Origin of the sequence: Lebetimonas sp. JH292, assembly GCF_000523275.1 — a bacterium.
In the GTDB taxonomy this organism is placed as follows: domain Bacteria; phylum Campylobacterota; class Campylobacteria; order Campylobacterales; family Nautiliaceae; genus Lebetimonas.
On the sequence record NZ_ATHQ01000003.1, the window covers coordinates 1 to 19,946 of the forward strand.

Sequence of the window (19,946 nt, forward strand, 5' to 3'; positions counted from 1 at the left end):
AGATGTGTATAAGAGACAGGATAATAAATGTAAAAGTTATAATTATAGTAGATGCGAAAATTCCAGGAATTCCTACAGCCGCTATGTTTGAAATGTTATTCTAAAACCGTAAAATATAATTGCAGCTCTTAAAAGTGTTTTAGTGGAAAAATTAATTCCAGGATTCCATTCCTCAGGCAAATGCATTCTTAATGTATTTGCATAAAATGCACCAATTACTATACCTATAATCAAAGGTGAGAGTCCTAAATTTTTAAAAAACTCAAAACTTGCTATATACCATGCAGCCGTTGAAAAAAGTGCTACAAATAAAATTCCGTTTAGTGTATGGGGTAATTGGGTTTTTGTAAACATATAACTCCTTTTTTTTTGTGAAATTATAATTATTTGTTTTAGATTTAAAAAATTAAAAAAATTTGTTAAAATAATTAAAAAAATCAATGGATAAAAAATGACACTTAAAGAATTGAATATATTTTATGAACTTTGCAAATATAATTCCCCTAGTGTGGTTGCCAAAAGATTAAATGTTTCTCAAAGTGCCGTGTCTTTAGCTTTAAAATCTCTTGAAAAGGATTTGGGAGTTAATTTATTTAACAGAATTGGAAAAAAACTTGTTTTAAATGAATATGGCCGTGTTTTTAAAGAAAAAACATATAAAAATTATACCGAGTTAATAGATGCAAAACATCTTTTTAATGAAAATAATTTAATAGGAGAAATGAATATAATTACCAGTAAAACCATAGGAAGTTTTGTTTTACCCAAAATTATTTATATATTTAAACAGAATTATCCCAAAATTTCAATAAATAAAAAAAATGAAAATTCAAAATTTATTGTTAATTCCATCCTTGAGGGGAAAACTGATTTTGGTTTTATTGAAAATGAAATTGACAATAAAAACATAATCAAAGAAAAAATCGGGGAGGACAGGCTGATAATTGTAAGCAGTGATAAAAAATTAAAAAAAGAATACTTTATAGATGAACTTTTCAATAAAAGATGGATTTTGAGAGAAGCTGGTTCCGGTACAAGAGAAATGTTTTTAAATGCAATTTATGATATCGATTTACCTGTTTTTTATGAAACAAACTCAATAAGCGAAATAAAAATGCTTTTAAAAAATCCTGATGTAATAACCTGTATTTCCGAATATGCTGTTAAAGAAGAAATAAAAAGAGGTGAGTTATTTAAAATAAAAATAAAGAATTTAAATTTAAAAAGGAATTTTTATCTTGTTTATCATAAAAATAAAATAAAAACAAAAATATTTGAAAAATTTAGTGAATTTATAAAAAAGAATTTAAAGACTATTCAATGAAAAGATTTTTTTATATTTTAAAAAATTCTTTTAAAGAGCTAATTTTTATGCTCCCTCTTTTTTTAGCAGTAATCGGGCTTGTGGGGCTTTTTCAGGTTTTTGTATCAAAAGATTTATTGGCTTCTTTTTTTAGCGGAAATCCTGTAACGGATACGCTTAGCGGAACTGTTGCGGGGGCTGTGGCCGTGGGGCAGGCGATTGTCAGTTATATTATAGGCGGAGAACTGTTAAAAGAAGGGGTCTCAATGTATGCTGTGAGCTCTTTTATTCTGGCATGGGTGACTCTTGGTATTGTTCAGCTTCCGGCGGAAGCTGAAATTTTAGGTGTGAAATTTACAGTTTACAGAAATCTGCTCTCCTTTATTTTTACCATTATTGTTTCTGTGTCTGTTGTATTGACACTAAAGGCAATAAATTGAAGTTTCGTGGAATAAAATTTTTAACAAGTGTTATAATTATATATACAATTGTTGCTGTTTTCAATTATGATAAATTTGTTTTTGCTTTGGGAAACAGTGAAAAAATTTTAATTAGAATAATACCGATTTTATTGGTAGTGGTTTTAATAACGGCAATTATAAATTATTTTGTAAGTCCTAAAAAACTGATTAAATATTTTTCAAATAAAAAAATGGGATATTTGATAGCTTTAATTGCCGGAGTTGTTTCTCACGGTCCAATGTATGGATGGTATCCTTTGATTGAAAATTTAAAAAAAAGAGGTTTAAATTACGGATATATTGCAACTTTTTTTTATGCAAGGGCTATAAAAGTGCCACTTCTTCCTATAATGCTAAATTATTTCGGCTGGAAATTTACTTTTTTTATTTCTTTGTATACGCTGATTGCGGCATTGATGGAAGGGCTGATTATTGATAAAATTTTTAAGAATTAAACAGCTTCTTTTTTTAAAATTCTTGAAAAATAAAAATGGTTGTTATAAAAAGTTTTTTTTATTAACTGTTTTTTTATAAGATTTTCAACATCCAGCCATGAGGCATTTGATTTTTTTAAAAATTTCTCAAGTGCGTCTTCTCTTATCGGATGCACTGATGTAATGGCAAGGATGTCTTTTTCAAAATCATTTGTATAAGTGAAATTGTCTCCTTCGTATTGAACTAAAAGTTCGGTGTTTAATCCGTAATCATTGAAAATTAAATATGCTCTGTTTATATTTTCTTCATCCGGAATTTGAATATTATTTTCTGCCGGAGGTCTTATTGGAATTGAAATATAAGCTTTATTAGGATTTAAAGTTTTTATAAAATCGGCTGTTTTTTTAAGTGATTCTTCATCGTCATTTATGTTTTTTACAAGCATTGTTTCGGTATTTAATAAACCTTTGTATTTTTTTGAAAAATCAATATATCCTTTTTTTATATCTTCAAAATTCAATTTTCCATGGGGCCTGTCTATTTTTTTCCATATAGATTTAACTGCGGAATCTACTTTTAAACTAACCCAATCAAAATTCATTAAATCGTTTTGCACATCTTTCCTATACATCAATGAACCGTTGGTTATTATTGCAAGTTTTATGTTAAATTCTTTTAAAAGGTTCGCTTCTTTGGCCAGATTTATGTCTAAAGTAGGTTCTCCGTCGGGTACAAATGCAAGATAATCAATTTTTTCGTTTTTTTCTTTTAAAGAAGAAATCCTTTTTTTTGCACTTAAATAAATATCCTCAGGATTATAAAAAGTTTCTCTTTTAATGCTCATTTTTAAAGTGTTTCCCAGCTGGCAGTAAATACACGCATATGAACATATTTTTGCAGGAATATTGTTTATTCCCAGACTTCTTCCAAGTCTTCTTGAAGGAACAGGCCCGTATGTTAGTTTGTTTATATCCATTTTTAAGCTTTCAAATTTTTAATATTTAAAATTATAACATAGTATAATTTCATAAAAAAGAAAAAAATGAAACCGAAATATTCTTTAAAAAAGAATTTTTTATATGCAATGGACGGTGCAAAAGAAGTATTTAAAGAAGTTTCTTTCAAAATAGAAATATTCTTTTTTGTTTTGATGAGTGTTGTATTGGTAATACTTCCTTATCCTTTGTGGGCGAAAATATTTATGTTTTCAAGTATGCTTTTCCCGATTATTGCGGAAATTTTTAACACCGCTATAGAAAAAACGGTCGATTTGGCAAGTGAAGATTTTCATCTTTTGGCGAAAAAAGCAAAAGATATTTCCGCATTTGGGGTTTTTGTAAGTGTTTTTATTCCTGTTTTTGTCTGGGGAGGGTTTATAATTTATTTTTGGAGTTAAAATGATAAACAAAAATATTGTGGCTTTAGGGTTTGTAAGTTTTTTTACGGATATGGCAAGCAGTATGGTTACTTCTATTTTGCCTCTTTTTATTGTTTACGTTTTAAACGAAGGTGTTGATAAACTGGGATATGTCGTTGCAATTGCAACTTTTGTGTCATACATTTTCAGAATTTTTTTTGGTTTTTTATCCGACAGATATCAGATTGTAAAACCGTTTGTTGTTACAGGTTATATAATTTCGGCCGTTACAAAACCTTTACTTTATTTTTCACATACTTATAAAAGTATAGCCCTTTTAAGGGCTCTTGAGAGAATGGGAAAGGCGATAAGGGCGGCTAGTAAAGATAGTTTAATCAGCGCTTACAGCGGGGCTAAAAGTGGAAAAAGCTTCGGTTTTCATAAAATGCTTGACGTTGCGGGTGAAATGAGCGGGGCCATGATTGCTTTTTTGGCTCTTTATTATCTGGGGAAAAATGAAAACATTTTCAGGGATATTTTTGCATTTACATTGATACCGGGAATCATAGCGGTAATAATTGTCGCTTTTTTTGTGAATGACGCCCCATACAAAAGAAAAAAAACGGAATTTGATTTTTCAAAAGACAGAAAACTTCTTGGAATTTTAGTTATATATTTTCTGTTTGTTTTTTTTATGTTTAACGATTCGTTTTTTATAATAAAAGCTAAGGAAGCAGGAATTGATATGGCTTTTATTCCTTTATTTATAGTGCTTTATAATTTTACTCAGACAGTTTCAAGTTATTATTTTGGAATTCAGATAGATAAAATCGGCAGTAAAAGTATTTTGTCTATGGGTTTTGTATTTGGAATTCTTTCTATGCTTATGCTTTTATATAATGAAATTGTTTTAGCTTTTATATTTTTGGGTATTTTTACGGTTTCAAGCTTAAATGCAATAAGGAGTTATATTTCAAATTTTGCAGTGAATAAATCAACCGTTTACGGTATATTTTACGGAGGTGTCGCAATAAGCGGAGCTCTTGGGGCAGGTGTTATAGGAAATATCTGGCAGTTTTTCGGGGAAATGAAAGCCCTTTATTTTTCCTTAACAGGTTTATGTGTTGTGTTTTTATATTTTATTATAAAGGAGATTTATGTTAAAGCCCATAATTAGCCATCAAAAAGAGATAAAAGATATTTATAAAAAAATGAAATTTTTAAGGGATAATTTTAATCTGGAAAATCAGGACGCCTTTTATGAAGAATTAATTGACTTTATTGAAAAAATTAAAAATGAGCTTGAATATCATTTTAATTTACAGTTTTATTCCGTAACCCAGGAAAAAGCAAAAAAATTTGTTTTGGAAAATAAACTTGTCAGGGATATCCTTTTTAGGATGCTTGATAATATGAAAATAAAATGTAAAGAAAAATCAATGGATGCTTTTTTAAAATTTGATGATTTTGAAGAAATTTTAAGGGCTTATTTTAAAAAAGAAAAAGGTCTTTTTATTCAGGAATTAAAATCTGTTTTAGATGAAAAAGAGTTAGAAGAAATTGAAAATAATTTGCAAAAATTGATTTAATATGTTAAATTAAATTGAAAGATTTTTTTGATGAAAATAAAACACCTAAAGACAAATTTTTTGAAATTGTTTTTAATGCAAATAAAAATTTAGTAATTGACGAATTGGAAGATGTGTTCAAAAGGCTTGCAGCATTGGAAATTTTGGCTGAAGAGTGTTTTGGGGATGAAGTGGATCAAAAAATAAACGAAGTTGTTTTCAATAAATCTGATGAATTTGAAGAGATGCAAAATGATTTGTATATTGATATCATGTCAAAGATTCTGACAAAAAATGAATAAAATTTTTTTATTATTTTTACCTCTTTTTCTTTTGGCTGTGCCTCTCAGATTCCCACATACTGTTAAATTAAAAAAAGACCAGCTTTTTAAAATGGATGTTTATTATTTAAAGAAGGTTTATCCGTTTGAGATGAGATGGACTTTATATATCAACGATATTATTACCGTTTTATACAGATATGACAATTTACCAAGACAAGTTGAGCTTCAGCAGGTTTTTTCCCAAAACGCATTTAAAGTACCCGTTGCCAAAATTCCCGAGAATTATCCCTATTTTTATATAAAATTTGACGGTTTTAATGGTAAAATTGCAATATTTACAATATATCTGTTTAACGGCAAAAAAGTAAAAGCGGATTTAAAGGAATAAAATGTATTTTGATATTTTAGATGAAATGTTTAAGGATTTTGAAGAATATAAAGACATACAAAAAGGAAAAGGCGTCAGGGGCAAGTTAATAACAATTATAAACCCTGAGGCTGAAAAACTCGCAGCTGTGGTAGAAGCCGTGCATCTGGCAAGTTTATTGCATGATGACGTGATTGACGAAGCCGACATACGAAGAGGTGTGAAATCCATTAATGCAAAATACGGGGAATTCAGCGCTGTTATGCTAGGGGATATTATTTATTCAAGAGCTTTTTACGAGCTTGTTGATTTTGGTGAAAAAATAGCTAAAATTATTTCAAACGCCGTATATCTGCTTTCTCAGGGAGAACTTGAAGATGTAAAACTCTCAAACAAAATAAACCTTGATAAGAATAAATATATGCAGATGATTTATAAAAAAACAGCTTCATTAATTGAAGCTGCGTGCAAGGCAGCGGCACTTACAAAAGGGTATGATGAAAACGATTTCGGATTGTACGGTAAAAACATAGGGCTTGCTTTTCAGATAGTTGATGATGTTTTGGATATTACCCAGGATGAAAAAACACTTGGAAAACCCAATATGCACGATTTTAAAGAAGGAAAAACCACGCTTCCTTATATTTATCTGTTTGAAAGATTAAATAATGAAGAAAAAGAAAAATTAGTTTCACTTTTTAAAAAAGATTTAAGTGAAAGCGAAAAAAACTGGATAAAAGAGAAAATGCAAGAGGAAATGATTATAGAAAAATGTCTGCTGGAAGCCAAAAATTTGGTGGACAGCGCCAAAAAAGCCATTGAAAAATATAACATACAAAAATTAGAAATTCTGGCGGATAAAATTGTAAACAGGACTAAATAATCTCTTTTAAAAGTTTTTCATAGACTCTTGATATTTTGTCTTTGGGATATTTTTCCACTACGCTCATTTTATCAACAGCCATTCTCTCAATTCTTTCGTCTTTTGGAATATACGTTTTAAGATACTGTGATTTAGGAAGCTTTAAAATACATTTTATAATTTCCCTGTGTGCGGGTTTCCTTTCAAAGGCGTTTACAAAAAGTTTAATGTTTTTATTTAAATTCTCTTTTACCAGCTGGTTATAAGTCCTTAGTGATAAAATATTGGGAAGAACCGGAACAATTACAATGTCTGAATATTTTACGATATCTTTTGTAAGGGGACTTAAAACCGCAGGGGCGTCTATAATTATTATGTCATATAAACTTTTTATGTCCTGAAGTATTGCTTTTATAGAATTTTTATATCTTTGAAGTGAAGTGTCTGCCGGAATAATGTCTATATTGCTGTATTTTGTGTTTTTGATTATTTTTTCTACAGGCTTTTTATAAATTTTTCTTTTTTTCGGATTTTTATTAAAAAAATAACTGCTAGCTCCCTGAATGTCTAAGTCCCATAATAAAACTTTACTGTTTTTGGCAGCTGCATATGTTAAATTAACAGATGTTGTGGTTTTGCCCACCCCTCCTTTTATATTATAAACGGCTATAATCAATAAATCCCCTTTTTAAAAGTTAAAAGTGTAAAGTGAAATTTTTTCATTTTTCAATTTTAACTTTTTACTTGTTAATTGGTATAATATCAAAAAATACCGGGGGTTGTAAATGCAGGAAATTAACATAAATGAAATTAAAAATCCGGAATATGTATTGGTCGGTAATAAAAAAATGAAGTTGGATGATTTGATAAATGATTATGTTGAGTTAAAATATTCCAATAAAAAAGCGTTAAAAAAATATCTGCAGGAACAGCAGTTAAAACCGTATCAGGCCGAGCTTATCAAACTGCAAAATTATTTGGAAAAAAATTCTGTAAGAATGGTTGTTTTATTTGAAGGAAGAGATGCAGCAGGCAAAGGCGGGACGATTAGAAGAATTGTAAGATATATGAACGAAAAGCACTACCGTGTGGTTGCCCTTGGAAAACCGAGCGATGTTCAAAAAACCCAGTGGTATTTTCAAAGGTATGTTGAGCAGTTTCCAAGAGGCGGAGAAATGGTTTTATTTGACCGTAGCTGGTACAACAGGGCAATGGTTGAACCCGTTTTTGGATTTTGCACGCAGCAGCAGTATGAGACTTTTATTGAAGAATGCCCTATGTTTGAAAAATCCCTTGTAATGGAAGGGACAATTTTAGTTAAGATATATCTTTCTATTTCAAAAGAAGAACAGGCTAAAAGGTTTGAGAAAAGAAGAAGAGATCCATTGAGGCAGTGGAAACTAAGTGAAATAGACCTGCAGGCGCAGGATAAATGGGATGAATTTACAGAAATGAAATATAAAATGCTAAAAGCAACTCACACGCATTACGCCCCTTGGACTGTTATTAGAAGTGATGATAAGCATTTGGCAAGGTTAAATGCTATGAAAGTAATTTTAAATGCCGTTGATTATAAAGAACGCAACAATGAACTTAATTATGTGCCTGATGAAGGAATAGTCGTAAGCGGTGCAAGGGAAATAGAGATTATGGAAGCAGACAGAATCAGAAGCGGAAAGTTTGTAAGCTAAATTGAGAGTGAAAGTGTGAAAATGGTGAAAATAGTGAATGGTGAATGGTGAGTGGTGAGTGGCCAAGAAGCCAAGTTCCAAGTTAAAAATTTTTAATAAGGAGAATAAATGGAGTATAATGAGGCAAGAGAAAAATTTGAGAAACTTTTTAATAATGAAATGAGAGAAGATGAAGCAAAAGATTTTTTGATTGAACTCTATAAAAAAGGGGAAACCCCCAGTGAAATAGCCGCCGCCGCTGATGTTATGAGAGAACATTCCGTTAAACTTCCTGTGAGTGATGATTTAAGGGAAAAACTGATTGATATTGTGGGAACCGGTGGGGATAAATCCAACAGTTTTAATATTTCTTCCACAACAGCTCTTTTAATATCATCTCTTGGAAGTTTTGTTGCAAAACACGGAAACAGAAGCGTTACAAGTAAGTCCGGAAGTGCGGATATGCTTGAAGCTTTAGGAATTAATCTTAATTTGACTCCCCAAAATCAGGTAAAAATGTTAGAAGAGGCTCACTTTACATTTATTTTTGCAATAAATCATCATCCGGCAATGAAATATATTATGCCAATTAGAAAAAGTTTGAGTCATAGGACTATTTTTAATATTTTAGGTCCTCTTACCAATCCCGCCGGGGCAAAAAAATATTTGTTAGGAGTTTTTTCTCCCGATTTTGTGGAAAAAATTGCATCAGCCTTTACCCTTATGGATATAAATTCGGCTATGGTTGTAAGCAGTCTTGACGGAATGGATGAAATATCAGTTGCAGCGCCAACCAAAGCTGTTTATTATAACGGGGTTAAATTAGAGGATTTAACAATTAGACCTGAGAGTTTTGGAATAAAGGGAAATAAAGAAGATTTAATCGGCGGAGATGCAAAAGAAAATGCAAAAATCACCAGGGGAATTTTAGAAGGGGTTATAAAGGATGCTAAAAGAGAAGCAGTTTTATTAAATGCGGCCGCTGCTCTTTTTGTAGACGGAAAAGCAAATTCAATTGAAGAAGGTTTAAATTTGGCTGCCGAAGCAATTGACAGCGGAAGGGCAATAAATCACCTTGAAAAAATAATAGAAACCAGCAACAGACTAAAATAATGGAAAATGTATAATGGAGAATGGAAAGTTTGAAATAAATTCAATTGAAGATTTAAAAAAAGTAATTGATTGTATAAAAAATAGTGGTAAAAATATTATTATTTTAAGCGGGACGCTTGGAAGCGGGAAAACCACACTTGTTAAAGAGTTTGTAAGAAGTATGGGTATAAAAGAAGATGCCACATCTCCTACTTTTGCTATTCAAAATATTTATGAAGGCATAATTTTTCATTATGATTTATACAATAAAGGTGTAAATGACTTTTTAAGTCTCGGGCTTTTGGAAGAGCTTGAAAAAGAGGGATATCATTTTATCGAATGGGGGGAGGATTTAAGTGAAATTTTAGAAAATTTCGGTATTGAATATATTTTTATAAAAATTACGATGGATAATGATAAAAGGCTTTTTGAATGTCAAAACTTATAGCAAAAAATCTTAAAAAATCTTTTAAAAAAAATTTAATTATAAAAGGCGTCAGCATTGAGGCTAAAAGAGGGGAGGTTGTAGGATTACTCGGGCCTAACGGTGCCGGAAAAACGACAACTTTTTATCTAATCTGTGGACTTTTAAAACCTGATAGCGGGGAAGTTATTTATGAAAACAAAGATGTGACAAAACTCCCTTTATATAAAAAAGCAAGGCTCGGAATCGGTTATCTGCCGCAGGAAAGCTCCATTTTTAGGGATTTGAGTGTTGAAGATAATTTATATATTGTTGCGGAAGAATATTATGACAAAAAAGAAAAAGAAAAAGTGGTGGAAGATTTGCTTGAAAAATTCAATATTGAGCCTATAAGAAAAAGAAAAGGTATAAATTTGAGCGGAGGTGAAAGAAGAAGGGTTGAAATAGCAAGGGCGCTTGTGGTAAAACCCAAATTTTTGTTTCTTGATGAGCCTTTTGCCGGGGTGGACCCTGTGAATGTAAATGACATTAAACATCTGATAACTTTTCTTTCAAAAGAAAATATCGGTATAATTATTACAGACCATAATGTCAGAGAGACGCTTTCTATATGCGACAGGGCCTATGTCTTAAAAGACGGGCTTATATTGACTGAGGGCAAAGCCGAAGAAATTGTATCTCATAATGAAGTCAGAAAAAGCTATTTGGGAGAGGATTTTTCTTTATGAAATTAAAAACAAAAACAACAAATAAACTTTCTACAAAACTGCTTAATTTTTTACCGTTTTTAAAAGCAAGCGTTGATGATTTGTTTGAGGAAATAAATGAAATTTCCAAAGAAAATCCTTTTTTGGAAGTTAAAAACAAAAGATTTATTACAATCAGTAATCTTAAAAACGCCAACACTGACGAAATAGAAGCTTTAACCACTTCTAAATCTACTTTATATGAAACATTGATAAAACAGATAGAAAATTCCCATTTTTTCCCTACACAAAAATCAAAAAGCATTGCTTTAGAAATTATCCAGGATTTAAACAATGAAGGTTATTTTGAAGGGGATATTAAAAAAATAGCACAAAAAACTGGTGTGGAAGTGGAAAAAGTGGAAAAAATAAGAAAACGTTTTATTTATCTGCAGCCCTCAGGTGTAGGTGCAAAAGATATGAAAGAAGCTATGCTTTTTCAGATTGAAACTCTTAATATAGATGAAAAAGTATATAAACTTTCAAAAGCCATAATCAAAGATTTGGAGCATATCGACAGATATGTTGATGAAGATGGTTATGAAGAAAGTTTGAAGGTTATAAAACAGCTTAACATTATTCCTGCGGGTGAATTTTTTAAAGACGAGGAGATTATTCCTGAAATTATAGTTTTAAATAATGATGGAAATCTGGAAATAAGGCTAAATGACGAACATTATCCAGAAGTAAATATAAATAAAAAAGAATTAAACAGCGAGTATGTAAAAGAAAAATTCAAAGAGGCGAGAAATATAGTCGAAGCACTTGAAATGAGAAAAGAAACCTTAAAAAAAATTGCCCTTATGATTGTTGAGATTCAGTATGAATTTTTCTTAGGCGGCGTTATAAAACCCATGAAAATAAAAGATTTGGCTGATGAGCTGGGATATGCGCCTTCCACTATCAGCAGGGCTATTGCAAACAAATATCTTTTGTGCGGCAAAGGTACAATACCTCTTAAAAATTTTTTTTCTTTCGGCCTGGATGAAGAAATTTCAGCAAGACAGATAAAAGAAGAAATAAAAAAGCTTATTAAAAATGAAAATAAAAGCAAGCCTTTAAGTGACGATAAATTAACGGATATTATAAATGAAAAATATAATCTGAATTTAGTAAGAAGGACTATTTCCAAATACAGGGACGCCCTTGAAATCCCTAGCAGCAGGGAAAGAAAAAAACTTTATAAAATCAATTTAGCTTCTAACAATTAAACTTTCAGGCAGATTAAATTTTTTAATTATTTCAGCCTCTTTTTGTCTCATCTCACCGTTGTCAATTTCATGGTCATATCCAAGCAAGTGCAAAAGCCCGTGGATAAAAAGAAGTGTAATTTCTTCATCAACGCTGTGTCCGAAATTAACGGAGCCTTCTTTAGCTTTGTCAATAGAAATTACAATACTGCCAAGTGGTATACCGGGAATATTTTCAAGTGGGAAACTTAATACATCTGTGGGTTTATCCAGTTTGCGGTATTCTTTATTTAAGGCTTTAATTTCATTATTATCTGTTAAAATAAGTTCTATATCTTTGTCTGTGAGATATTCATAAACCGGTTTTAATTTGTTTATATTTAAATTATAATTACTCCTGTTGTCGAAATCTATCATTATTTGCCTTTTTTTAGTAAAATTATAATAAATAATGCAAGTTTTTGATTAAGGCAGTGTTTAATATTAGGAGTAAAAATGAAAAAAGCCGTTGTAATTTTGAGCGGTGGAATGGATTCCACTACAGCTTTGTTTATTGCAAAAAAAGAAGGATATGACATAATACCTGTTCATTTTAATTACGGACAAAGGACTCAAAGAAGAGAGTTAAAAGCATTTGACGATATTTGCGAATATGCAAAAATTACCAATAAGTATATAATTGATTTGCCTTTTTTTACCCAAATCGGGGCAAGCGCCCTTGTGGATACACATCTTGAAGTGCCGACGGAAGGGATAAAACCCGGAATTCCGATTACATATGTTTCGTTTAGAAACGGTATATTTCTTTCAATTGCAGCAGCTATTGCGGAAAAAGAAAAAGCATGCGCCGTTTTTATAGGAGTTGTGGAGGAAGACAGCAGCGGTTATCCGGACTGCAGGGAGGATTTTATAAAAAAAATGCAAAATGCAATTAATGCCGGAACGAAACCTGAAACCGTCATTGAAATTAAAACCCCTTTAATTCATCTAAAAAAAGAAGATATTGTAAAAGAAGCCATTAAAGTCAATGCGCCGCTTGAACTTACCTGGAGCTGCTATAAAAATGAAGATGAGGCCTGCGGAGTATGCGACAGTTGCAGACTAAGGCTCAAGGGCTTTGAAAAAGCAGGAATAAAAGATTTAACATAAAAATAAGAAATAGTTTTTCAAAGAAAGAAAAGATTTTTTTTTAAAGGGATAAAATGCAAAAAAAGATAAAAACGGTTGAAACACTTCTTGACGCCCTTCCTTTTATAAGGGAATTTTACGGAAAAACAATTGTTATAAAATACGGCGGTGCGGCTCAGATTGACGAAAAATTAAAAGAGAGTTTTGCTATTGATATTACCATGCTTTATATGGTCGGGATAAAACCTATTATTGTCCACGGCGGAGGCAAAAGAATTACGGAAATTTTAAACGCCCTGAATGTAAAAACTGAATTTAAAGACGGAATAAGAGTTACTACAAAAGAATCAATAAAAATTGCCGAAATGGTATTAAGCGGTGAAATTAATAAGGAAATAGTGAATATGTTAAATCAGCACGGGGCAAAAGCAATAGGTATAAACGGGAAAGACATGTCTTTTATGAAGGCTAAATCTTTAATGGGATACACCGGAAAAATTACTTCGGTTAACGGGGTTTTTATAAATAAATTGGTTTTGGAAAACTTAATTCCGGTAATTGCACCGATAGCGGCAGGGGAGAGTGCAACTCATCCAGGATATAATATCAATGCGGATACCGCTGCAAGTGAAATAGCCGCTTCCCTGAAAGCTAAAAAAGTGATATTTTTAACGGATACGCCCGGAGTTTTGGATAAAGAGAAAAATTTAATTTCTTCTCTTACAAAAGAAGAAATAGAAAATTTAAAAAAAGACGGCACAATTGCCGGAGGAATGATTCCAAAAGTTGAAGCTGCACTTGATGCCGTGGAAAAAGGGGTTGAAAAAGCCCATATTATAGATGGACGAATAGAGCATTCCATTTTGCTTGAATTATTAACAAGCGAAGGAATAGGGACAGAAATAAAAAATTAAGGAGAAATGATGAAATTTTCAGTTAAAAAACCGATTTTTGGATTTGAAAAGTTAAATGAAGTGGAACTTCAAAAGATTGATGAAACGTTTGCGGTTTTAAAAGATGTTAAAGGAAATGTTTTATTTACATTGATTAATCCTTTTATTTTAAAAAATAATTTTGATTTTGAAGTGCCAAACGATGTAAAAGTACTTTTGGATTTGAATGAAAATGCAAATATAGAAGTGTTTTGCAATGTTGTAATGAAAGAGCCTATTACAGAAGCGATTGTTAATTTTAAAGCCCCTTTTATTTTTAATAAATCAAACAAAACCTGTTCCCAGATTATTTTAGATAATGAAGGTTATGCAAAAATAGGAGAATTTATAAAAGAATAATAGTATAATTCCACCAAAAAGGGTGCTTTTGCCTTTATCGAAATTAAATAAAGAACAATTTGTTGCCGCAAGTGCTCCGCTTGGTCATAATTTGGTAATAGCGAGTGCCGGTACGGGAAAAACTTCAACAATTATAGGAAGAATCGCATATCTGCTTCAAAACGGTTTAAAACCGGAAGAAATACTGCTTTTAACCTTTACAAACAAAGCCGCCAATGAAATGAAAGAGAGGGTTTCTTATTTTATTCCGGGTGCTAAAAATATTGAAGCAGGAACATTTCATGCCGTAAGTTACAGATGGTTAAGGAAATTAAATAAAAATATAGTATTAAAAACACCTAAAGATATGAAAATTTTATTCCGTTCTATTTATGCAAAAAGGGATTTTAACAGAATATTGGGGGAGGAAAAGCCTTACAGCGCCAATTATCTTTTTGAACTCTATTCTATGTTTTTAAATTCAAATGAAGAAAATTTTGAGAATTTTTTAGAAAAAAAAGCACCCAGCCAGCTTGAATATTCAATTGTTTATGAGGATATATTTGAGGAATATGAAGAAATTAAAAAAAAACATAATCTTGTTGATTTTGATTCATTGTTAATATATATGATTAATGAGCTCAAAAACGGAATTGAAAATCCATATACGGAGGTATTGGTTGATGAATACCAGGATACCAATCCCCTGCAAAACGAATTTATAGAAAATGTTAAAAAAAATCTTTTTTGTGTTGGGGATTATGACCAGAGTATTTATGCTTTTAACGGAGCGGATATTAATATTATTTCCACGTTTGATAAACGATATAATGATGCAAAAATTTTTACACTGACAAAAAATTACAGAAGTTACGGGGAAATTTTATCAATTGCAAATAAAGTGATAGCCTATAATCCGAGAGTTTATCCAAAAAGTTTGGAGGTGACAAGGGGATATTCGGGAGAATTTCCAAAAGTATTGATTTATAACGATACGTTTGAGGAATACAGAGACTTAGCAAACAGGATTTTAAATTCCACTTCGGCAAAAGACGAAACAGCGGTACTTTTTAGAAACAATTCATCGGCAGATGCCATTGAGGCGGTTTTAAGGGAAAAAGGAATTGAATGCAGGAGAAAAGGCGGGGTCGGTTTTTTTGAATCAAAAGAAATCAAAATAACCCTTGATATGTTATATTTTATTTTAAATCCCAAAGATATTATGTCTTTTATTCATATAGTAGAGAATGCAAAAGGAATAGGAAATTCCATTGCAACCGATTTATTTGAGGCTTTAAGTGTTTTGGGAAACGGAAATGTGATAGAAGGGTTTTTAAAACCGGATTTAACTAAAAAAATATTTACATCAAAAAAGACATCTTATCAGTTGGGTCTTTTTGATGATTTTATAGAACTGGGAAGTTTAGGCAGATTTAAAAATTTGGGATTTGAGGAAAAATTTTTGGAAAATCCTATTTTAAAACATCCCAAACTTGGAATTGAAGGGGCCGAATTTTTATATAATTTTTATTTGTTTTTAAAAAGAATAAAAATTTTAAAAAACCCACATTCTATTTTTAATGAACTTATTTATTCCAAAATATTTGATCATATAATTTCAAATTTGGCAAAAGAGCGTTCCCGTGACAAAAATGGAAAAATAGATACAGCTTTGTATGACGAAAAAAAAGATGCAATAAAAAGAAAAGTGGATATTTTAAAAAATTTACTTAAAAATTATTCATCATTGGAAAAATTTATAAATGCGTTGGTACTCGGGGGAAATGAAATGAGCGAAGGCAAGGGCGTCAATCTATTAACGGTGCATGCAAGTAAAGGATTGGAATTTAAAGAAGTTTATATCGTGGATTTGATGGAAAAAAGATTTCCGAATATCAAACTTTCAAAACCGGCAGGGGGAATTGAAGAAGAAAGGCGCCTTTTTTATGTAGCCGTAACAAGGGCGAAAGATAAACTTTTTTTTATGCTGGCAAAAAGAGACAGAATTAAAAATATAGAATATGAACCAAGCAGATTTTTAAGTGAGGCGGGATATAATATAAGTGAGTAGTGAGTTGTGAGTTGTGAGCTGTGAGTTGTGAGTTGTGAGTTGTGAGCCTGCCCGGCCGATTGAAAAGCGGCGGGGTGGTGATTAAATATGAAAGGAAATAATGAATTATAAAGAAAATAATATAAAAAATATACTGCACGGATTTTTCTTGGCGGTTGCAATGAGCGTGGCTGAGCCTTCGACTATTTTACCTCTTATTGTCCACCATTTTAGCCAGAGTGTAATACTCGTGGGTATTTTTACGTCCCTTTTAAGGGGAGGGGCGATAATTGTTCAGCTTTTTGCGGCTTTTTATGCACAGACTTATAAAATAGTAATGCCTTATATGAGAGGTGTTTTTTTTGTAAGGTTTTTAAGCTGGTTTTTAATAGGTGTTGTAATTTTATTTATAGGAGATAAAAATCCTTCTCTTACATTGTTGCTTTTCGGAATACTTCTTTTTGTTTTTTCTTTTTCGGCAGGATTTGGGGCTGTGTATTTCAGTGAGATAATAGCAAAAATTTTTAATAAAACCGAGCGCGGTAAATCAATGGCAAACAGACAGTTTTTTTCTGCCGTAGGTGCAATTGTAAGCGGAGGGATTGCTGGATGGGTGCTTAATACGTTCGAGGCGCCTCAAAGTTACGGATTTCTTTTTATGGTAAGCTCTTTTTTATTCGGTATAGGTGTTTTTGCATTTTCCACCATAAAAGAGCCTATTAAAGAAAATATAAGAATTAAAGAAGAGAGTTTTTTTAAATTTTTAAAAAATGCTTTTTATTTTTTAAAAACAGATAAAGCTCTTCAGATTCAGATATTAACTATTCTTTTCAGTTATTCTGTTTTATTTGCGCTTCCTTTTGTAATTTTAAAAGCCAAAAGCTCCATACATTTAACCGGCTGGATTGTGGGAAGTTTTGTTACGATACAGATGTTTGGGGCACTTTGCGGCAATATAGTCTGGAAAAAAATGGCTCCTTTTTATAAGAACATTATTTTATCTTCATATTTGCTGGTGATTACGGCTTTTCTAATTGCTTTATTTGCAAAAAATGTTTTAAGTTATGCCATTATATTTTTTTTGATAGGTTTTGCAATGGACGGGTTTAAAATAAGCGGTATGAATTTGCTTTTTGAAATAGCCCCTGAAGATAAAAGACCCATATATGTGGCAATTCAAAACACAATAACTTCAATAGGGCTCTTTTTTGCCATCCCGGGAGGAATAATCCTTAAATATTTGGGATACAATGTTTTATATATGTTTAGTGTTTGTATGCTTTTAATAGGTCTTTTATTTGCAACAAAATTAAAAGCCGAGTAATATATTCTCTATTTTGTCCGAATCGGTAATTTTATATTTTATTGAGAAAATTTCCAGATTATCGAGCATTCCCTCACCTAAACTTTTTGCAATTAACATTTCAATGCCGAATGATTTTAAATATTTTGGAATTATTTCTCCTGTATGAAGGCCGTTTTCACCGCATTCTTTTTTCTTTATTTTTTCTTTTTTTACAATTTCAAACATAGGGTTTTCTATTAATTTTCTTATATTTGTATCAGTGTCTATTATAAGAAAATATTTACAAAAAGGAATATATTCGCAAATGGTTTTTTCATTTGAAGTAGGAATGGCGATTTTCATTTTTTCCCTTTTTTGATGTTATATTAGCAGCTTTTGTAATTTTTCACAAGCTTTGGTTGCTTTTAGAGGAAGATAAATATTTGTTATAGTATTGGTATAAGTTGATTTATCCGGATTTATTTCAATAATTTTAGCATCGTTTTCTTTTGCTAAATAAGGTATCTGACTTGCAGGCATTATTTCCCCTGTTGTTCCGATAATAATCATTAAATCGCACTTTTGGGCAAGTTCTATGGATTTTTCAAATGCTTCTTTTGGTATAGGCTCAGAAAAAAATACGAAATCCGGTTTTAAAATTCCTCCGCATTTTGGACAGATCGGCGGTAATTTATCCAAAGATATTTTATTTGAATCATATTTTGTTTTACACTTTATACATTCCAGTTTTTTAGTAGTGCCGTGAAATTCAATAACATTTTTGCTTCCTGCATCTTGATGCAGATTATCTATATTTTGTGTAATTATACCTTTTAGTTTTCCCAAGTTTTCAAGTTTTGCCAAGCAGTAATGGGCAATGTTTGGTTTGGCGTTATACATATAATCGTAAAATATTTCTTTTATGTATTTCCAGCTGATATCAGGATGATTTAAAAAGAAATCCATATCCAAAATTTCAGGATTATATTTACTCCATAGGCCGTTTGGCCCTCTAAACGGCGGAATACCGCTTTCAACAGATATACCCGCACCTGTGAACGCAACTGTGTAATTGGAAGTTTGAATTAATTCTGCCGCCTTTTTTAGCATTTTGTCTCCTTATGATATAATTTCTAAAAAAGGATTGATATGCTAAAAGATTTTATCAAAAAAATGACCGAATGGGCTTTGGAAAAAGAAGAAGAAGCTGCAAAAGAATGTACCATACCAATGGAGCAGATTGAAAAAGAGTTAGAAATCTTAAAAGAAAAAAGAGACGAACTTAAACAAAAATGTGAAGAACAGTTAAATGAATTAGATGAACTAATAAAAAGAGTAAATAAAATCAAATCTATAGAAATTTTAAAATGCGCTGCCAAAAAAAATTAAAGTTTTTTGGCTATATCTTTGAGAGCAAGATGTGCATGGTTAAATGCCAAAGCTATACTTCCGGCACTTGTAACAACATCTCCTACTGTATATAATCCTTTTATATTTGTTTCCATTGTTTCGGGGTTATAATGAGGCTCACCCCATTCATTTAGTTTAATTCCGCTGTTTTTTAAAAAATCTACCGGGCTTGTTCCGCCTAAGGCATAAACAATCCTATCAAAAATTTCGCTTGTAGAATCTTTATAATTTACTTTTACTCTTGGAGGAGTGACATCATCATTTTCCACAGGTTCCACGCTTTCTATATCCACACCAAGTTTTGAATGAATTTTCCCTTCGTTTATATATTTTTCAACCATATCTTTATTTGTAGGGTTCATTCTGGTAATTTTATCTCTTCTGTAATTTAATGTGACATCGCATCCGATATTCATATCCACAAGGCCGTATGCGTACTCCCCAGCTGTATCTCCGCCGCCGACTATCAAGACTTTTTCACCAGGTTGTACTTTATCAAGGTTAAAATTAAGTCTTGGTCTTATAGCTCCCGGGAATTTATAAGCCGGTTTATTCGGTTTTCCCATTCTTCCTATTGAAATTATTACATTTTTTGTAAGAATTGCTCCGACTTCATGGTCTGTCGCAACGGCAAAAATATCATCACATATTTTTTTAACTGCATATACATGGTGATTATAATAAAATCTGCCTTCGATTTTATTCTCTTTTATTTTTTTGTCCATCTGGGCTAAATATTCTTCTTTTGAACATTCTTCAAAAGTTACGTTTCCGATAAATTCAAATTTTTTACCCTGCCAGTCTTTGTCAACTCTTTTCCCCGGTTTATAGAATTTTCTAATCATGTCGTTATGATTGTCGGCTTTTTCCACAATCATAAATTTATTTATACCCGCAAGTTTTGCTTCTATAGCACTTGCCACACCTCCGGGACCAGCTCCTATAATTATTAGATCATATAATTTATCACATGAATTTTGAGGCATTTATGCTCCTTTTTTTTTCTTTTATTATAACTCAATTGTTTATCAATGTTTCAAATA

Annotated in this window: 27 protein-coding genes; 20 read left to right on the top strand and 7 right to left on the bottom strand. The window is 31.3% G+C overall.

Going from position 1 to position 19,946, the window contains the following annotated elements; genetic code table 11:
- Positions 1-81 precede the first annotated feature (81 nt).
- Positions 82-354 (bottom strand): putative sulfate exporter family transporter, encoded by a 273-nt coding sequence (locus tag DZ64_RS0109695; RefSeq protein WP_024790363.1) that lies wholly within the window; start codon positions 352-354, stop codon positions 82-84.
- Between the two features lie 97 nt (positions 355-451).
- Here DZ64_RS0109695 and DZ64_RS0109700 point away from each other — a divergent pair, with 97 nt between their 5' ends.
- Genes DZ64_RS0109700 through DZ64_RS0109710 form a run of 3 tightly spaced genes read left to right on the top strand, consistent with a single transcriptional unit; the run spans position 452 to position 2,219 of the window.
- Positions 452-1,324, top strand: coding sequence for a LysR family transcriptional regulator (locus DZ64_RS0109700; protein ID WP_024790364.1), 873 nt, complete (start codon positions 452-454; stop codon positions 1,322-1,324).
- On the top strand, positions 1,321-1,743 hold the full coding sequence (locus DZ64_RS0109705) for a hypothetical protein (protein WP_024790365.1): 423 nt from the start codon (positions 1,321-1,323) through the stop codon (positions 1,741-1,743). The genes DZ64_RS0109700 and DZ64_RS0109705 overlap by 4 nt, the downstream gene beginning before the upstream one ends.
- Positions 1,740-2,219 (top strand): permease, encoded by a 480-nt coding sequence (locus DZ64_RS0109710; protein WP_024790366.1) that lies wholly within the window; start codon positions 1,740-1,742, stop codon positions 2,217-2,219. Before DZ64_RS0109705 ends, DZ64_RS0109710 begins: the two co-directional genes overlap by 4 nt.
- On the opposite strand, the gene DZ64_RS0109715 is transcribed toward DZ64_RS0109710, so the two are convergent.
- Positions 2,216-3,175 (bottom strand): radical SAM protein, encoded by a 960-nt coding sequence (locus tag DZ64_RS0109715; protein ID WP_024790367.1) that lies wholly within the window; start codon positions 3,173-3,175, stop codon positions 2,216-2,218. The two genes, DZ64_RS0109710 and DZ64_RS0109715, sit on opposite strands and share 4 nt — an antisense overlap.
- A gap of 66 nt (positions 3,176-3,241) precedes the next feature.
- On the opposite strand from DZ64_RS0109715, the gene DZ64_RS0109720 reads away from it, so the two are divergent.
- The 6 genes from DZ64_RS0109720 to DZ64_RS0109745 are packed head-to-tail and all read left to right on the top strand — an operon-like array spanning position 3,242 to position 6,658.
- A complete protein-coding gene (locus tag DZ64_RS0109720) occupies positions 3,242-3,595 on the top strand; it encodes a diacylglycerol kinase (protein ID WP_024790368.1) in 354 nt (117 codons plus the stop codon).
- 1 nt (position 3,596) lies between these two features.
- On the top strand, positions 3,597-4,733 hold the full coding sequence (locus DZ64_RS0109725) for an MFS transporter (RefSeq protein ID WP_024790369.1): 1,137 nt from the start codon (positions 3,597-3,599) through the stop codon (positions 4,731-4,733).
- Positions 4,714-5,145, top strand: a complete 432-nt coding sequence (locus DZ64_RS0109730; RefSeq protein ID WP_024790370.1) for a hypothetical protein — start codon at positions 4,714-4,716, stop codon at positions 5,143-5,145. Before DZ64_RS0109725 ends, DZ64_RS0109730 begins: the two co-directional genes overlap by 20 nt.
- A 14-nt stretch (positions 5,146-5,159) precedes the next feature.
- Positions 5,160-5,426: a DUF2018 family protein gene (locus tag DZ64_RS0109735; RefSeq protein ID WP_024790371.1), complete on the top strand. Its 267-nt coding sequence runs from the start codon at positions 5,160-5,162 to the stop codon at positions 5,424-5,426.
- On the top strand, positions 5,419-5,796 hold the full coding sequence (locus DZ64_RS0109740; RefSeq protein ID WP_024790372.1) for a hypothetical protein: 378 nt from the start codon (positions 5,419-5,421) through the stop codon (positions 5,794-5,796). Before DZ64_RS0109735 ends, DZ64_RS0109740 begins: the two co-directional genes overlap by 8 nt.
- Position 5,797: 1 nt before the next feature.
- Complete coding sequence (locus DZ64_RS0109745) at positions 5,798-6,658, top strand: polyprenyl synthetase family protein (protein ID WP_024790373.1); 861 nt, start codon at positions 5,798-5,800, stop codon at positions 6,656-6,658.
- Here the strand turns inward: DZ64_RS0109745 and DZ64_RS0109750 are convergent.
- Positions 6,651-7,313, bottom strand: a complete 663-nt coding sequence (locus tag DZ64_RS0109750; RefSeq protein WP_024790374.1) for a ParA family protein — start codon at positions 7,311-7,313, stop codon at positions 6,651-6,653. The genes DZ64_RS0109745 and DZ64_RS0109750 overlap by 8 nt on opposite strands.
- Positions 7,314-7,422: 109 nt before the next feature.
- Here DZ64_RS0109750 and ppk2 point away from each other — a divergent pair, with 109 nt between their 5' ends.
- The 5 genes from ppk2 (at position 7,423) to DZ64_RS0109775 (ending at position 11,780) form a co-directional block, all read left to right on the top strand.
- A complete protein-coding gene (ppk2, locus tag DZ64_RS0109755) occupies positions 7,423-8,328 on the top strand; it encodes a polyphosphate kinase 2 (protein ID WP_024790375.1) in 906 nt (301 codons plus the stop codon).
- Positions 8,329-8,436: 108 nt separating this feature from the next.
- Positions 8,437-9,420: an anthranilate phosphoribosyltransferase gene (gene trpD / locus DZ64_RS0109760; RefSeq protein WP_024790376.1), complete on the top strand. Its 984-nt coding sequence runs from the start codon at positions 8,437-8,439 to the stop codon at positions 9,418-9,420.
- 13 nt (positions 9,421-9,433) lie between these two features.
- Positions 9,434-9,847: a tRNA (adenosine(37)-N6)-threonylcarbamoyltransferase complex ATPase subunit type 1 TsaE gene (tsaE, locus tag DZ64_RS0109765; RefSeq protein WP_024790377.1), complete on the top strand. Its 414-nt coding sequence runs from the start codon at positions 9,434-9,436 to the stop codon at positions 9,845-9,847.
- The gene (gene lptB / locus DZ64_RS0109770) at positions 9,832-10,551 is read left to right on the top strand and encodes an LPS export ABC transporter ATP-binding protein (protein WP_024790378.1); all 720 of its coding nucleotides are present in this window, start codon (positions 9,832-9,834) and stop codon (positions 10,549-10,551) included. Before tsaE ends, lptB begins: the two co-directional genes overlap by 16 nt.
- Positions 10,548-11,780: an RNA polymerase factor sigma-54 gene (locus DZ64_RS0109775; RefSeq protein WP_024790379.1), complete on the top strand. Its 1,233-nt coding sequence runs from the start codon at positions 10,548-10,550 to the stop codon at positions 11,778-11,780. The genes lptB and DZ64_RS0109775 overlap by 4 nt, the downstream gene beginning before the upstream one ends.
- Here the strand turns inward: DZ64_RS0109775 and ybeY are convergent.
- Positions 11,763-12,176 carry an rRNA maturation RNase YbeY gene (gene ybeY / locus DZ64_RS0109780; protein ID WP_024790380.1) on the bottom strand — a complete coding sequence of 138 codons (414 nt, stop codon included), beginning with the start codon at positions 12,174-12,176 and terminating at the stop codon, positions 11,763-11,765. The genes DZ64_RS0109775 and ybeY overlap by 18 nt on opposite strands.
- A 78-nt stretch (positions 12,177-12,254) precedes the next feature.
- On the opposite strand from ybeY, the gene queC reads away from it, so the two are divergent.
- From queC to DZ64_RS0109805, 5 genes are all read left to right on the top strand, one after another.
- The gene (gene queC / locus DZ64_RS11225; protein ID WP_035003703.1) at positions 12,255-12,908 is read left to right on the top strand and encodes a 7-cyano-7-deazaguanine synthase QueC; all 654 of its coding nucleotides are present in this window, start codon (positions 12,255-12,257) and stop codon (positions 12,906-12,908) included.
- Positions 12,909-12,961: 53 nt separating this feature from the next.
- Positions 12,962-13,801 (top strand): acetylglutamate kinase, encoded by an 840-nt coding sequence (argB, locus tag DZ64_RS0109790; protein ID WP_024790381.1) that lies wholly within the window; start codon positions 12,962-12,964, stop codon positions 13,799-13,801.
- A 9-nt stretch (positions 13,802-13,810) separates the two neighbouring features.
- Positions 13,811-14,179, top strand: coding sequence for a flagellar assembly protein FliW (gene fliW, locus DZ64_RS0109795; RefSeq protein WP_024790382.1), 369 nt, complete (start codon positions 13,811-13,813; stop codon positions 14,177-14,179).
- A 28-nt stretch (positions 14,180-14,207) separates the two neighbouring features.
- A complete protein-coding gene (locus tag DZ64_RS0109800) occupies positions 14,208-16,229 on the top strand; it encodes an ATP-dependent helicase (protein ID WP_024790383.1) in 2,022 nt (673 codons plus the stop codon).
- Positions 16,230-16,329: 100 nt separating this feature from the next.
- Complete coding sequence (locus DZ64_RS0109805; protein ID WP_024790384.1) at positions 16,330-17,532, top strand: MFS transporter; 1,203 nt, start codon at positions 16,330-16,332, stop codon at positions 17,530-17,532.
- On the opposite strand, the gene DZ64_RS0109810 is transcribed toward DZ64_RS0109805, so the two are convergent.
- A complete protein-coding gene (locus tag DZ64_RS0109810) occupies positions 17,518-17,856 on the bottom strand; it encodes a NifB/NifX family molybdenum-iron cluster-binding protein (protein ID WP_024790385.1) in 339 nt (112 codons plus the stop codon). The two genes, DZ64_RS0109805 and DZ64_RS0109810, sit on opposite strands and share 15 nt — an antisense overlap.
- An 18-nt stretch (positions 17,857-17,874) precedes the next feature.
- Positions 17,875-18,603: an NAD-dependent deacylase gene (locus DZ64_RS0109815; protein WP_024790386.1), complete on the bottom strand. Its 729-nt coding sequence runs from the start codon at positions 18,601-18,603 to the stop codon at positions 17,875-17,877.
- A gap of 39 nt (positions 18,604-18,642) precedes the next feature.
- Between DZ64_RS0109815 and DZ64_RS0109820 the strand changes: the two genes are divergently transcribed.
- Positions 18,643-18,882 carry a hypothetical protein gene (locus DZ64_RS0109820; RefSeq protein ID WP_024790387.1) on the top strand — a complete coding sequence of 80 codons (240 nt, stop codon included), beginning with the start codon at positions 18,643-18,645 and terminating at the stop codon, positions 18,880-18,882.
- Here DZ64_RS0109820 and DZ64_RS0109825 read toward each other — a convergent pair.
- The gene (locus tag DZ64_RS0109825) at positions 18,879-19,889 is read right to left on the bottom strand and encodes an NAD(P)-binding domain-containing protein (RefSeq protein ID WP_024790388.1); all 1,011 of its coding nucleotides are present in this window, start codon (positions 19,887-19,889) and stop codon (positions 18,879-18,881) included. The two genes, DZ64_RS0109820 and DZ64_RS0109825, sit on opposite strands and share 4 nt — an antisense overlap.
- Between the last annotated feature and the right edge of the window lie 57 nt (positions 19,890-19,946).

Coding starts and splice junctions, on each gene's coding strand:
- DZ64_RS0109805 (WP_024790384.1), top strand. CDS start 16,330: ATGAATTATAAAGAAAATAATATAAAAAATATACTGCACGGATTTTTC.
- DZ64_RS0109825 (WP_024790388.1), bottom strand. CDS start 19,889: ATGCCTCAAAATTCATGTGATAAATTATATGATCTAATAATTATAGGA.
- argB (WP_024790381.1), top strand. CDS start 12,962: ATGCAAAAAAAGATAAAAACGGTTGAAACACTTCTTGACGCCCTTCCT.
- DZ64_RS0109745 (WP_024790373.1), top strand. CDS start 5,798: ATGTATTTTGATATTTTAGATGAAATGTTTAAGGATTTTGAAGAATAT.
- DZ64_RS0109730 (WP_024790370.1), top strand. CDS start 4,714: ATGTTAAAGCCCATAATTAGCCATCAAAAAGAGATAAAAGATATTTAT.
- queC (WP_035003703.1), top strand. CDS start 12,255: ATGAAAAAAGCCGTTGTAATTTTGAGCGGTGGAATGGATTCCACTACA.
- DZ64_RS0109820 (WP_024790387.1), top strand. CDS start 18,643: ATGCTAAAAGATTTTATCAAAAAAATGACCGAATGGGCTTTGGAAAAA.
- DZ64_RS0109810 (WP_024790385.1), bottom strand. CDS start 17,856: ATGAAAATCGCCATTCCTACTTCAAATGAAAAAACCATTTGCGAATAT.
- DZ64_RS0109725 (WP_024790369.1), top strand. CDS start 3,597: ATGATAAACAAAAATATTGTGGCTTTAGGGTTTGTAAGTTTTTTTACG.
- lptB (WP_024790378.1), top strand. CDS start 9,832: ATGTCAAAACTTATAGCAAAAAATCTTAAAAAATCTTTTAAAAAAAAT.
- trpD (WP_024790376.1), top strand. CDS start 8,437: ATGGAGTATAATGAGGCAAGAGAAAAATTTGAGAAACTTTTTAATAAT.
- DZ64_RS0109705 (WP_024790365.1), top strand. CDS start 1,321: ATGAAAAGATTTTTTTATATTTTAAAAAATTCTTTTAAAGAGCTAATT.
- DZ64_RS0109700 (WP_024790364.1), top strand. CDS start 452: ATGACACTTAAAGAATTGAATATATTTTATGAACTTTGCAAATATAAT.
- DZ64_RS0109740 (WP_024790372.1), top strand. CDS start 5,419: ATGAATAAAATTTTTTTATTATTTTTACCTCTTTTTCTTTTGGCTGTG.
- DZ64_RS0109695 (WP_024790363.1), bottom strand. CDS start 354: ATGTTTACAAAAACCCAATTACCCCATACACTAAACGGAATTTTATTT.
- DZ64_RS0109815 (WP_024790386.1), bottom strand. CDS start 18,603: ATGCTAAAAAAGGCGGCAGAATTAATTCAAACTTCCAATTACACAGTT.
- DZ64_RS0109720 (WP_024790368.1), top strand. CDS start 3,242: ATGAAACCGAAATATTCTTTAAAAAAGAATTTTTTATATGCAATGGAC.
- ppk2 (WP_024790375.1), top strand. CDS start 7,423: ATGCAGGAAATTAACATAAATGAAATTAAAAATCCGGAATATGTATTG.
- fliW (WP_024790382.1), top strand. CDS start 13,811: ATGAAATTTTCAGTTAAAAAACCGATTTTTGGATTTGAAAAGTTAAAT.
- tsaE (WP_024790377.1), top strand. CDS start 9,434: ATGGAGAATGGAAAGTTTGAAATAAATTCAATTGAAGATTTAAAAAAA.
- DZ64_RS0109775 (WP_024790379.1), top strand. CDS start 10,548: ATGAAATTAAAAACAAAAACAACAAATAAACTTTCTACAAAACTGCTT.
- DZ64_RS0109715 (WP_024790367.1), bottom strand. CDS start 3,175: ATGGATATAAACAAACTAACATACGGGCCTGTTCCTTCAAGAAGACTT.
- ybeY (WP_024790380.1), bottom strand. CDS start 12,176: ATGATAGATTTCGACAACAGGAGTAATTATAATTTAAATATAAACAAA.